At 58.4% G+C, this 12898-nt stretch carries 10 protein-coding genes; 9 read left to right on the top strand and 1 reads right to left on the bottom strand.

The window, feature by feature from the left end; all coding sequences use genetic code 11:
- The 3 genes from VGC33_RS22930 to VGC33_RS22920 form a co-directional block, all read left to right on the top strand.
- A partial coding sequence (locus VGC33_RS22930; RefSeq protein WP_331123079.1) for an alpha/beta hydrolase occupies positions 1-912 on the top strand: 912 nt, incomplete at its 5' end.
- A gap of 341 nt (positions 913-1253) precedes the next feature.
- On the top strand, positions 1254-2156 hold the full coding sequence (kdoO, locus tag VGC33_RS22925) for a Kdo hydroxylase KdoO (RefSeq protein WP_331123078.1): 903 nt from the start codon (positions 1254-1256) through the stop codon (positions 2154-2156).
- Between the two features lie 110 nt (positions 2157-2266).
- On the top strand, positions 2267-3790 hold the full coding sequence (locus VGC33_RS22920) for an EmmdR/YeeO family multidrug/toxin efflux MATE transporter (RefSeq protein WP_331123077.1): 1524 nt from the start codon (positions 2267-2269) through the stop codon (positions 3788-3790).
- Here VGC33_RS22920 and VGC33_RS22915 read toward each other — a convergent pair.
- A complete protein-coding gene (locus VGC33_RS22915) occupies positions 3782-5236 on the bottom strand; it encodes a DASS family sodium-coupled anion symporter (RefSeq protein WP_331123076.1) in 1455 nt (484 codons plus the stop codon). The genes VGC33_RS22920 and VGC33_RS22915 overlap by 9 nt on opposite strands.
- A 531-nt stretch (positions 5237-5767) precedes the next feature.
- On the opposite strand from VGC33_RS22915, the gene VGC33_RS22910 reads away from it, so the two are divergent.
- From VGC33_RS22910 to VGC33_RS22885, 6 genes are all read left to right on the top strand, one after another.
- Complete coding sequence (locus VGC33_RS22910; protein WP_331123075.1) at positions 5768-6472, top strand: DUF2461 domain-containing protein; 705 nt, start codon at positions 5768-5770, stop codon at positions 6470-6472.
- Between the two features lie 69 nt (positions 6473-6541).
- Entirely contained in the window at positions 6542-7417 is an 876-nt protein-coding gene (locus tag VGC33_RS22905) for an EamA family transporter (protein ID WP_331123074.1), read from the top strand.
- 185 nt (positions 7418-7602) lie between these two features.
- A complete protein-coding gene (locus tag VGC33_RS22900; RefSeq protein ID WP_331123073.1) occupies positions 7603-8937 on the top strand; it encodes an MFS transporter in 1335 nt (444 codons plus the stop codon).
- Between the two features lie 181 nt (positions 8938-9118).
- Positions 9119-10333, top strand: a complete 1215-nt coding sequence (gene manD / locus VGC33_RS22895) for a D-mannonate dehydratase ManD (protein ID WP_331123072.1) — start codon at positions 9119-9121, stop codon at positions 10331-10333.
- Between the two features lie 14 nt (positions 10334-10347).
- The gene (locus VGC33_RS22890; RefSeq protein WP_331123071.1) at positions 10348-11361 is read left to right on the top strand and encodes a Zn-dependent oxidoreductase; all 1014 of its coding nucleotides are present in this window, start codon (positions 10348-10350) and stop codon (positions 11359-11361) included.
- Between the two features lie 58 nt (positions 11362-11419).
- On the top strand, positions 11420-12895 hold the full coding sequence (locus VGC33_RS22885; protein WP_331123070.1) for a mannitol dehydrogenase family protein: 1476 nt from the start codon (positions 11420-11422) through the stop codon (positions 12893-12895).
- Positions 12896-12898: the final 3 nt, after the last annotated feature.

Below are 12898 nucleotides of genomic sequence, written 5' to 3'. Positions count from 1 at the left end.
GTGCGCACGCCCATGCTCAACCTGGCCTATGAGGAACAGGGGCCGCGGGACGGCGCGGCGGTGATTTTGCTGCATGGCTTTCCCTACGATCCGCGCGCATATGATGACGTGGCGCCGGCGCTTGCCGCGCGGGGCTGCCGGGTGATTGTCCCTTACCTGCGCGGCTATGGCCCTACCCGTTTTATTGACGACGGCATCAGGCGCTCGGGCCAGCAGGCGGCGCTCGCCCAGGACCTGCTGGATTTACTGGACGGGTTATGCCTGGAGCGGGCCGTCCTGGCCGGCTATGACTGGGGCGGGCGCGCGGCCTGTATTGTCGCCGCGCTTTGGCCCGCCAGGGTCAGCGGCCTGGTAACCGCGGGCGGATATAATATCCAGGATATCGCCGCCTCCGCCGCGCCACAGGATCCCGAGACGGAGTACCGCTATTGGTACCAGTATTATTTCCATACCCCGCGCGGCCGGGCGGGACTGACGGCTAACCGCGCTGACTTGTGCCGCCTGCTGTGGCGGTTATGGTCGCCCGGCTGGCATTTTACCGACGCCGGCTATGCGTTAACCGCCGCGTCTTTTGATAACCCGGATTTTGTCGACGTGGTTATCCATTCCTACCGGCACCGGTACGGTTATGCCGAAGGGGATCCCAAGCTTGAGCCGATCGAGGATCGACTGCAACGCCGGCCGGTTATCGCGGTGCCCACCATATCGCTGTGCGGGCTGGACGACGGCGTCGGCGCGGGGCTCGAAACGGGCATGGCCGGCCCAGAGGCGGACGATCCCGATCGCGGCAAGTTTTCCGGTTATTACCAGCGGCGCTTATTAGCGGGCATCGGGCATAATATTCCCCAGGAAGCGCCGCGCGCCGTGCTGGCGGCCGTTATGGATTTAATGAACCTTGGCACATCTGGTTAAAAGGAATTATATAACGATGACAGCTAATAGATAAATAATGATTAAAGGTACTATAGCCAATATTTTACCTCCATCCCATTGCCGCGTCCTTTCCCGCCCTGGGCGTGATAACAAAGGCAACAATGATGAGACTTCCTGACCTTTGTTTAGCAGCCGTTTATTTTTTTGGTGCAATTATCATTATAATTATTCGCTGAATAAAAGGCCGATTTTTGCTCCAGAGCCCGTAAAAACGCACCCGATAAGAGTATTTTTCATACAGGTATTTTTAAATAGCCGAGGCCGTCGATAATATAACCGGCGCGCCGGTATTTATTCCCGTATTGCTACCAGGATACTTCATGCCGAATCCGATGGCCCTTGATATTGCCGTTATGACGCTGCCAAACCAGCAATGGAACGAGAACACCGGCGAGCAAGACACGGCCGCCGCCATCGCCGCGCTGGAACAGGGTAAAATCCTGTATTTACCGCGGTTGCCTTTTTTGCTGACCGCGCAGGAAAGCGCATTGCTGGATCCCGCCCTGCTTGAGCCGAACCGCAAAAATATCAGCTATCGCCCCGACGGCGACCGGCTGGACGGCGTGGCGGTCCCGGAGCAGCGCCCGGCGGCGCGGCAGCTGCTTGAGCGCTATCACCGGTCATGCCTCGCCCTGCTGGCATCGCTGCTGCCCGCCTATCCGGCCGCCTGCCACAGCCCGGCCGGCACCCTGCGCCTGCATCAGATCGCCGAATGGCGCGCCAGGGCCTCCTGGCGCAAGGACGACAGCCGCCTGCACGTGGATGCCTTTCCCTCGCGGCCCAATCGCGGCGAGCGCATCCTGCGCATATTTACCAATATCAACCCCTTTGGCATAAGCCGCACCTGGCGCGTCGGCGAGCCGTTTCCCCAGTTGGCGCGGCGTTTCCTGCCGAGGTTCAAGCGCTATTATCCCCTGGCGAGCTGGTGGCTAAACGCCGTCGGCATCACCAAAACCCGCCGCAGCCGTTACGATCACCTAATGCTGCAGCTGCATGACGCCATGAAGTCCGATCCGGACTATCAACGCGACGGGCCGCAGCGGACGATGGATTTCCCGCCGGGCAGCACCTGGATCTGTTTTTCCGATCAAACGCCCCACGCGGCTATGGGCGGGCAATTCCTGCTTGAACAGACTTTTCTGCTGCCGGTGGCCGCCATGCGCAATCCCGGGCTGGCGCCGTTAAACGTGTTGCAATCCCTGGTGCGCGCGCCGCTTATTTGACCTTCCCACTCTGCCCCGTCACATCTGGTGATTAAAAAGACTTTGCAAATTCACAGGTCTTTTACCATCATCATTTAAAGCGCCCCTCCTTTTCTACAGCTGGAACTATCTTGCAAAACATCACAGTAACCCTGCGGCACGCCATCGAGCGTACGGCGTGGTATCCCAAACGGCATTCCTATCGGGTGTTGTTCTGGCGTGAAATAACCCCGCTCGCGGTGCCTATTCTGTTCGAAAACATGTGCGTATTGCTGATGGGGGTGCTGAGCACCTTCCTGGTCAGTTGGCTTGGCAAGGAAGCCATGGCGGGTGTGGGGCTGGCCGACAGTTTTAATATGGTAATCATTGCCTTTTTCGCCGCGGTCGATCTCGGCACCACGGTGGTGGTGGCATTCAGCCTGGGAAAACTCAATCCCCAGCGGGCACGCGCGGCGGCCAGGCAATCCTTGGCGCTGATGACGGTGGTCGCCGTGCTGCTGGCGCTGGGGATTGAATTTTACGGCAGTAATATTATCGATATGATTGCCGACAGCGCCGCGCCGGAGGTGAAAATCCTGGCGCTTAGCTACCTGAAAATCACCGCCTGGAGCTATCCGGCCGCGGCGATTGCGCTTATCGGCAGCGGCGCGCTGCGCGGCGCGGGTAATACCAAAATCCCGATGCTGATTAACGGCGGGATGAATATCCTCAACATTGTCATCAGCACGATGCTGATTTATGGCGTGTCATCCTGGCCGGGGCTGGGTTTTATCGGCGCCGGCCTGGGGCTGACCATTACCCGTTATATCGGCGCGGCGGGGGTAATTTACGTGCTGATGACGGGCTTTAACCCGGCGTTGAAAATTTCGCTGAAAAGCTATTTCTACCGGCTGGATACCAGCATCCTGAAAGAAGTGCTGGGCATAGGCATTCCCGCCAGTATTGAATCGGTGCTGTTCAACGGCGGCAAGCTGCTGACCCAGGTGTTTGTGGCGGGCATGGGCACCGATGTGATTGCCGGCAACTTCATCGCCTTCTCCATCGCTTCGCTGATAAATTTGCCCGGCAATGCGCTGGGTTCCGCCTCCACCATTATCGTCGGCACGCGTTTGGGAAAACGGCAACGCGGCCAGGCGGAGCGCCAGCTAAAACATATTTTCTGGCTGTCCACCCTGGGATTATCGCTTATCGCGTTTTTGTCGGTGCCGTTTGCCGGCCTGCTGGCCGCATTTTATACCCGCGAGGAGGATGTTATCCACGTGGTGAAAATCCTGGTCTGGCTTAACGCCGCGTTTATGCCGTTCTGGGCCGCGTCATGGGTCTTGCCCGCCGGCCTGAAGGGCGCGCGCGACGCGCGTTTCACCATGTGGATTTCCCTGCTCGGCATGTGGGGCTGCCGTATCGTGGCGGGGTATGCCCTTGGCATCGTACTGGGTTTCGGCGTGGTGGGCATCTGGCTGGGCATGTTTCTGGACTGGATCGTGCGCGGCGCGTTTTTTTACTGGCGTATGGCCAGCGGCCGCTGGCTGCAAAAATACCCCAAGCTCAGGTCGACGCCCGACCCGTCCCTGGGTGCGGCGCCTGCCGGTGACAGCCCGCCCCGCGATGACAATGCCGGGACGGGCACACCAGATGGGCCGGCAGGCTTAGTATAGCCCCAGCACCCGCCACCAGGTCAGGCCAACGCCCATGAAGATAATCTGGTTGATTACGCTTACGACAAAGCCGGTACGCCACCAAACCCGGGTGGGCACATAGCCGGCGGCGAACAGGATGGGCCCGCGCGCATGGGTATATTGGGTTAAGGAACAATACAAACTGCTGGTAAACGCCAGCATAAAGGCCATGGGCAGCACCGGAATGCCGAGCGTCATGCCGACCGCCAGGAACACTGCATACAACGCCGCAATCTGCGCATTGCCGCTGGCGAAGAAATAATGGGTATAAAGGTAAGCGGCATTGAGCAGCAGCAGTACCCAGACCCAGCTGGTTCCCGCCATCAGATGACCGATATTGGCACCGATTAAATCACCGAACCAGGTGGTGAATCCCAGGTTTTTCAACTGGTTGGCCATCATCAGTAGGGCGGCGAACCATACCAGCGTGTCCCAGGCCCCCTTTTCGCTTTTTATCTCTTCCCAGGTCAGCACCCCGGTCAGCAGTAAGAATGACAGGCCGACAAAGGACGCGGTGGTCGGATCGATACCCAACCAGGTACCGAAAATCCACAGCACCAGCAGCAGCAGCACCGTGGCCAGCATTAACCACTCCCCTTTGCCCAGCGGTCCCATTTTGTCCAGCTCGGCGGCGGCGAACACCGGCGCGTCCGGGGTCTTTTTGATTTCCGGCCGCACCAGGTAGTAGATGCAGGGCGGAACGATAAGCAGCGACACCACGCAGGGCAGCAGCGCGGCCATGAACCAGCCGAACCAGGTGATATGGATTCCGGCATTGGCCGCCAGTTTTACCGCCAGCAGGTTGCCGGTATACGCGGTCATAAACAGCGCGGAGGTAATATCGTTGACGTTGCCGATGCACACGATCAGAAAGGTGCCGATCTTGCTGCGCGAAGCGTCTTCCGGATGCGAATTAAAGCTGCGCGCCAGTGAATCGGCGATGGGATAAATAACCCCGCCGCAGCGCGCGGTATTACTGGGCATGGCCGGCGCCAGCAGCAGGTCGGCGAAAGCCAGCCCGTAGGCCAGGCCGAGGGTGCGCTTGCCCAACAGGCGAATCAGCATCAAGGCGATTCGCCGGCCCAACCCGGTTTTGATAAAGCCGCGCGCAATCATAAACGCGACAACGATAAGCCAGATAAGCGAACTGTTCAGCTCGCTGAGGGCGGTTACTATGGCGCCGCTGGCGCTTTTATCCCCCGCCGCATAGGTCAGGGCAAAAATAGTGATGCTGATAATGCCGATGGCGCCGATGGGCAGGACGTTGGCGACAATGGCGACGATGGTGGCAACAAAAATTACCGCGGAATGCCAGGCGGCCGCGCTGAGGCCGACGGGCGGCGTAAGCGGCCACAGCGCCAGCGCGATGGCGACAATCACCACTAGTGGTAGCCAGCTCAGGCCATAAGACGTTTTTATCTTCACCAGGACTCTTCCTATAGTTGAGTTAATTAGGCGAGGTTGAAATCAAATTGAAAAATGATTTCATTGTTAATAATTCTTATTTGAACAAAAGATTGCCTGACCCAAAATGGTCAACTGAAAGGGTAGAAAATAAATAGGTAAAGGGAGTCATTCCAGCTTATTAATTTATTGCCTGGATGCCGCCGGGGCCGCGCCATTCCTTTGCCAGCCGGTGCCTTGGCCACCATAGTAATGCAGTCTTAATTTAATTAAAAAGAGAAATAAACGGCTCAGCGGTTGTGTTGATCTACATCAACTGTTTTCCCGCCCGTCGCTGGATTCCCGCCGTAGTCAGCGATAATGTATGTTTTATTGTAACAATGTTTGACACGGCTTTTAGCGCCGGACGCTTTTTTAATACCGATTCAGGAAATGGCGTTATTGCTTTTATTACCACCCGCCGGAAAATCAGGTTGAAAGACCACCACCGACTCGCCACAATGTCTGGGCTAACCACGGAAAAACCGTCCATATACTATTGGGATATCTACTGTGCCGTCGTCGTCTTTCCAGGGTTTTACACCCACCGGGCTGAACTTTTTGCAACAGGTGGTCAAGGAAAACAATAAAGAGTGGTTCGAGTCCCATCGCGGGGTTTACCAGCAGCATCTGCTGGCGCCTTTTCGCGCCCTGGTCGAAGACCTGGCCCCGGCAATGCTGGCCATTGACGACCAGGTGGAAACGCGTCCGGCGGTGGGCAAGACGCTCTCGCGCATGTACCGCGACACCCGCTTTTCCCGCGATAAATCGCTGTTTCGCAATCGCATGTGGCTCACCTTTAAACGCCACTCAAAGGAATGGACCGACGCGCCGGTGTTTTTTTTCGAAATCACCCCCGACTTTTTTCATTATGGCCTGGGCTATTACTCCGCCAGCAAAGCCACCATGGACCGTTTTCGCCACCTGATGCTGCGCCAGCCGGAAGAGTTCGCGCGCGCCGCCGCCTGCGCGCGCGCGCCGTTCGAACTGGCCGGTGAAAGCTATAAACGGCCGCTGATCAAAGGCCAGGATCCGGCGCTGGCGAACTGGTACAATCGCAAGTCCTTTGCCGTCATGACGACGGACCACCACATGGAATCCCTGTTTTCACCCGAGTTGGTTACCCGCCTGCAGCGGGATTTTGCCCGGTTGCAGCCCTTGTATGCGCTGCTGATACGGGTGGAACTCCTTAAGCAGGTGCCGCTGGACGATCTTTGAACCGGCGCCGACCGCAGGCTTACCGGCGTACACCTCCGGATTGAATCTTCTAATAAAAGGGAAAGTCTTATGCCATCGTCCACCGCCGCCAGGCTTATTCCCTTTCTGCTGGTATTGGGTTCCATACTGTCGCTAAGCGTCGGTTCCTCGCTTGCCAAGGAACTGCTGTTTCCCCTGATAGGCGCCACCGGCACCACCGCCCTCAGAACCGGCTTTTCGGCCATTGTGTTATTGCTGCTGTGGCGTCCCTGGCGGGCGTCAATCACCCGGCGCGAATACCACTTTATCGCCCTGTACGGCCTGACGCTTGGCATGATGAACCTGTGCTTTTACCTGGCGCTGGACAGTATCCCGTTCGGCCTGGCGGTGGCGATAGAATTTGTCGGGCCGCTGACCGTGACCGTACTCTATTCCCGCAAAATCAGTGACTTTATCTGGATTGCCCTGGCCGTCGCCGGCGTGTTGCTGCTGTTGCCGCTGCGAGGCAACGACAGCGGGCTGCCGCTGACCGGCGTGCTGTTTGCGCTGGCCGCCGCGTTCTGCTGGGCGCTGTACATTGTCTTCGGCAAAACCATCAGCCATCTGCACTCGGGTCAAACCGTGGCCGTCGGCCTGGTCTTTGCCTCGATGGTCACCCTGCCGGTGGGTATGATGGACGCCGGCGCGATCCTTGCCCACCCCTACCTGCTGGCCATGGGACTGCTTATTGCCCTGTTATCCAGTTCGCTGCCGATGACGCTTGAGATGGCCGCCTTGAAACGGCTGCCGCACAAGGCCTTCGGCATCATGGTCAGCATGGAGCCGGCCGTCGCGGCGCTGGTGGCCTTTTTTATGCTGTCGGAAACCCTGACCCCGACGCAGATCATCGCCGTCGTCTTTTCCATCACCGCGGGCATGGGCAGCGCCATGACGGCGCGTGGCCGCGTCGATACCCTGGTCACCTGAGCCGGCGCGTCGCGGAGCTTGCGCTGACCCGCGCGCTGAAAGCGGTTTCCCCTTAAAACGTGATCGATACCTGAAATTTTGCATTCATTACTTGTATGGTAGTAGGTTCAGATTTATGTTTCCTTTCGCTGCCCCTCCAGCATGGTGCCATCCGGCATGACATCCCGATATTGAAAGGTGGAAATATGGCGACCCAGACAGAAATGCTTGGCGATAAAGACGCCCAATCGCTGATACGCCGCGTTGCCAGCGCGTCGGCAATCGGCACGGCGGCGGAATATTACGATTTTTTTGCCTACGGCACCGCCGCGGTATTATTTTTCGGTCATTTGTTTTTCCCCAGCACCGACCCGCTGATCAGTACCCTGGCGGCTTTCGCCACCTATGCGGTGGGCTTTTTGGCCCGTCCCATCGGCGGCATCGTTTTTGGCCATATCGGCGATAAAGTGGGCCGTAAAAAAGCGCTGGTCATCACCATTCTTATCGTCGGCCTCGGTACGTTTTGCATCGGGCTGCTGCCCACCTATGAAAAAATCGGCTTCTGGGCGCCGGTATTGCTGATTTTAATCCGGATTTTGCAAGGTTTCGGCGTAGGCGGAGAACAGGCGGGAGCTGTGCTGATGACCGCCGAGTACTCCCAGCCCGCCCGGCGCGGCTATTTTGCCAGCTGGGTGCAAATCGGCGCGCCGGTGGGCTTTTTATTGCCGCTGGCGCTGTTTGCCGCGCTGAACGCCACCTTGTCCCCCGACCAGATGATGAGCTTCGGCTGGCGCATTCCTTTCCTGCTCAGCCTGCTGCTGGTGGTGGTGGGACTGTTTATCCGCCTGCGCATCGACGAGTCGCCGGTCTTCGCCAAAATCCGCGCCACCAAAGCCCGGGAATCACGGCCGGTGATGGAGGTTATCCGCGATTTCCCCGGCATCGTCGTCAAGGGAGTGTGCGCCAAACTGATTGAAGCCTGCGTGTTCGCCATGTTTACCGTGATTGTGCTGGCCTACGTCAAGGCCAATAATCTCAATACCAATCTGCTGATGGAAACCATGATTGTCGCCGTGGCGCTGGAGGTCCTCGCCATTCCGTTGATGGGGCATCTGTCCGACCGCCTGGGGCGCAAACCCGTCTATATGGCGGGCGCGCTGCTGCAGGTTATCATGATCGTGCCGTTTTTCCTGGCCATTAACCAGGACAGCTTCTGGCTGACCCAATTGGTGATGATCCTGGTGCTGACCGTTGGACATAGCATGTGCTACGCGCCGCAGGCATCGTTTTTCCCCGAGCTGTTCCCGACCCATATCCGCTGCAGCGGCATCGCGCTTATCTGGCAAATCGGCTCGTTGATTGGCAGCGGCGTGCTTGGCCTGGTGGCGGTTAAAATTCTGCAGGCCACCGGCGGTCATTATTATGGCCTGGCGATATATGTGACGGTGCTGGGGGTGGTCTCGGTGATCGGCCTGGCGATGATGCCGGAAACGGCGCCGCTGCGGCTGAAAAAAGAATACCAGGACTGGACCAAACACTGAGCGTGAGGCGCCCTTTAACAGGGCGCGGTTAAAGCGCGGTGTTGATGGGCAGGGCCGATGGTGTGAAATTGCGGAATTAACGTAAAAATGTGATCAATGTTGCAAAAAAGCACTACCACAACTTGTATGGTAGTATGCATTGATTATAGATTAACCTTGTGTGTTGCTAAGGGTCATATTGATGAAAATTGTAAAAGCGGAAGTCTTTGTCACCTGCCCCGGCAGAAATTTTGTGACGTTGAAAATCACCACCGACGACGGCCTCACGGGGCTTGGCGACGCGACGCTTAACGGCCGCGAACTGCCGGTTGCCTCCTATTTGAAGGATCATGTCTGTCCACAGCTTATCGGCCGGGACGCCCATCAAATCGAGGATATCTGGCAGTTCTTTTATAAAGGCGCCTACTGGCGGCGCGGTCCGGTGACCATGTCCGCCATTTCCGCCGTGGATATGGCGCTGTGGGATATCAAGGCCAAGGCCGCCAATATGCCGCTGTACCAGCTGTTGGGCGGCGCGTCGCGCACCGGCGTGATGGTGTACTGCCATACCACCGGCCATACCATAGACGAAGTGCTGGACGATTACGCCAAACATCAGGAAATGGGCTTTAAGGCCATTCGCGTGCAGTGCGGCGTGCCCGGCATGAAAACCACCTACGGCATGGCCAAGGGCAAAGGCCTGGCCTATGAGCCGGCCACCAAGGGCAGCTGGCCGGAAGAGCAGTTGTGGTCGACGGAAAAATACCTCGATTTTACCCCGCAACTCTTCGCCGCCGTGCGCGAAAAATTCGGTTTTAACGAACATCTGCTGCACGATATGCATCATCGGCTGACGCCCATCGAGGCCGCCCGCTTCGGTAAAAGCGTCGAACCTTACCGCCTGTTCTGGATGGAAGATCCGACGCCGGCTGAAAACCAGTCCAGCTTCCGCCTGATCCGCCAGCATACCGTGACGCCGATTGCGGTGGGCGAAGTGTTCAATAGTATCTGGGATTGTAAACAGCTTATCGAAGAGCAGCTGATCGATTATATCCGCACCACCATTACCCATGCGGGCGGCATTACCGGCATGCGCCGGATTGCGGATTTCGCCTCGCTTTACCAGGTGCGTACCGGCTCGCACGGTCCGTCCGATCTGTCGCCGGTTTGCATGGCGGCGGCGCTGCATTTCGACCTGTGGGTGCCCAACTTCGGCGTGCAGGAATATATGGGCTACAGCGAACAGATGCTGGAAGTGTTCCCGCATAACTGGACGTTTGACGACGGCTATATGCATCCGGGCGACAAGCCGGGCCTGGGTATCGAGTTTGATGAAAAACTGGCGGCAAAATACCCCTATGAACCGGCTCATTTACCGGTGGCGCGTCTGGAAGACGGCACATTATGGAACTGGTAACGGGAGAAGCGGCCATGAACAGTGTAGTTATCGAACAACCGGGTAAACTGGCGATCCAGCGGCGCGAGATCCCGCAGCCCGCCGACGGCGAAGTGCGCGTGCGGGTAAAATACGCCGGCATCTGCGGCTCCGATGTGCATATCTACCATGGGCACAACCCTTTCGCCAAATATCCCCGCGTTATCGGCCATGAGTTTTTTGGCGAAATCGACGCGGTGGGCGCGGGCGTAAGCCCGGACCGTATTGGCCAACGGGTGGCGGTCGACCCGGTGGTCAGCTGCGGCCATTGTTATCCCTGCTCGGTCGGGCGGCCCAATGTCTGTACCGCGCTGTCGGTTATCGGCGTGCACCGCGACGGCGGCTTCAGCGATTACGCCTGCGCGCCGGCCAAAAACGCTTATGTTATTCCGGCGGAAATTCCGGACCGGGTGGCCAGCATGGTGGAGCCGTTTACCATTGCCGCCAACATTACCGCCTTTTTGCAACCCGCCCCGCGCGACGTGGCGCTGGTGTACGGCGCCGGTCCGATGGGCCTTACCGCTGTACAGGTGCTAAAAGGAGTGTATGGTGTTAGCCGGGTAATCGTGGTCGACCGCATTGAGGAAAGACTTGCGATGGCGCTTGACTGCGGCGCCGACCAGGTGATTAATAATGCCGACCTGTCATTACAGGACGAACTGGCAAAGCAGGATGTCCGCCCAACGATTGTGGTGGACGCCGCCTGCCATCCCGCTATTTTGCAGGAGGCGGTAAACCTTGCTTCGCCGGCGGCGCGCATCGGCCTGCTGGGCTTTTCCGGCGAGGCGAGCAGCGTGACGCAGCAAAGCATCACCAGTAAGGAAATTTCCATATTCACCTCGCGCCTGAACAGCCATCGTTTCCCACAGGTTATCGAGTGGATGGTGCAGGGCAAGATCGATGTGGCCAAATTGATTACCCATTATATGGATGCGGCCGATGTGGAGGCCGCATTGACGCTTTTTGAGAAAGATCAGCGCCATTGCTGCAAGGTTATCCTGAAATTTTAATTGATATAGCCGGCAACCAGCCTGAAACCCTTATCATTCTTTTATCGAGCCTATGATTATGACGACATTATCAGCAACAAGTCCCCTGGCCGAGGGCGTCATTACGCCGACCTACGATCGCGCCCGCATCAAGACGCGTATCGTCCATCTTGGATTCGGCGCGTTCCATCGCGCGCATCAGGGAGTCTATGCCGACCGGCTGGCGGCCGAGCACGGCAGCGACTGGGGCTATTGCGAGGTCAACCTGATTGGCGGCGAGAAGCAAATCGCCGATATCCAGCATCAGGACCTGCTGTATTCGGTCTCGGAAATGGCCGATGCGGGCTGGAGCTGCCGGGTGGTCGGCACGGTAAAACGCGCCATGCACCAAAGCGTCGACGGCATCGGCGCCATACTTGACGCCATGGCGCAGCCGGACATCGCCATCGTCTCGATCACCGTCACCGAAAAAGGCTACTGCCACCACCCCGCCAGCGGCAAGCTCAACCAGCAGCACCCGCTTATCCAGCATGACCTGGCCCATCCCGATGAACCGCAGTCGGTGGCCGGCGTTATCGTCGCCGCGCTTAAGCTGCGTCGGGAGCGTGGCCTGCCGGCGTTTAGCGTGATGTCGTGCGACAACATGCCGGAAAACGGCCACGTTACGCGCAATGTGGTGCTTGAGCTCGCCGCGCTGCAGGACGCCGGCCTTGCCGCATGGATTGAAGGCAATTCCTCCTTCCCGTCCACCATGGTGGATCGCATCGTGCCGGCGGTAACCCTTGAAACCCTGGCGAAAATCCAGACGCTGCTGGGAGTGAACGACCCGGCCGGCGTGGCCTGCGAGCCGTTTTGCCAGTGGGTTGTCGAGGACAATTTTGTCCAGGGCCGTCCCGCCTGGGAAAAGGTCGGCGCCGAGCTGGTCAAGGATGTTCTGCCCTATGAGGAAATGAAGCTGCGCATGCTTAACGGCAGCCACTCCTTCCTGGCCTACCTGGGTTATCTGGCCGGCTACCAGCATATCAGCGACTGCATGCAGGACCCGCATTTCGTGGCGGCGGCGCGGCAGTTGATGATTGCGGAACAGGCGCCTACGCTGCGCACCCTGGATGTCGACCTGGCGGCCTACGCCGATTCACTGATAGCGCGCTACCGTAATACCGCACTCAAACACCGCACCTGGCAAATTGCCATGGACGGCACGCAAAAACTGCCGCAGCGCTGGCTGGACGCGATCCGCTGGCATTTAAACCGTGGCGACAGCTTTGATTACCTGGCGCTGGGCGTTGCCGGCTGGATGCGTTTTGTCGGCGGCGTCGACGAGCAGGGACAGGCCATCGAGGTCAGCGATCCGTTGCTGGATCAGTTGCAGCAACGGGTAGCGCAAAGCGCACAGGGTGAGGAACGGGTGCACGCCCTGCTCTCCCTGCAGGCGGTGTTCGGCGATGACCTGCCCGCCAGTCCGCGGTTTATCGAGCGGGTGCTACAGGCCTATCAGACGCTGTTAACCCATGGCGCCCGCCAGACCGTGGCGCTGTGGCCCACGGCGGGCTGACCG

Origin of the sequence: Acerihabitans sp., from assembly GCF_036398755.1 — a bacterium.
In the GTDB taxonomy this organism is placed as follows: Bacteria; Pseudomonadota; Gammaproteobacteria; order Enterobacterales; family Enterobacteriaceae; genus Acerihabitans.
The sequence above is the reverse complement of the archived record's forward strand: the minus strand, read 5'-3'. Positions and strand labels throughout refer to the sequence as shown.

Excerpts from the sequence above, each read along its gene's own strand:
- VGC33_RS22900 (WP_331123073.1), top strand. The coding sequence starts at position 7,603 with ATGGCGACCCAGACAGAAATGCTTGGCGATAAAGACGCCCAATCGCTG.
- kdoO (WP_331123078.1), top strand. The coding sequence starts at position 1,254 with ATGCCGAATCCGATGGCCCTTGATATTGCCGTTATGACGCTGCCAAAC.
- VGC33_RS22890 (WP_331123071.1), top strand. The coding sequence starts at position 10,348 with ATGAACAGTGTAGTTATCGAACAACCGGGTAAACTGGCGATCCAGCGG.
- VGC33_RS22905 (WP_331123074.1), top strand. The coding sequence starts at position 6,542 with ATGCCATCGTCCACCGCCGCCAGGCTTATTCCCTTTCTGCTGGTATTG.
- manD (WP_331123072.1), top strand. The coding sequence starts at position 9,119 with ATGAAAATTGTAAAAGCGGAAGTCTTTGTCACCTGCCCCGGCAGAAAT.
- VGC33_RS22885 (WP_331123070.1), top strand. The coding sequence starts at position 11,420 with ATGACGACATTATCAGCAACAAGTCCCCTGGCCGAGGGCGTCATTACG.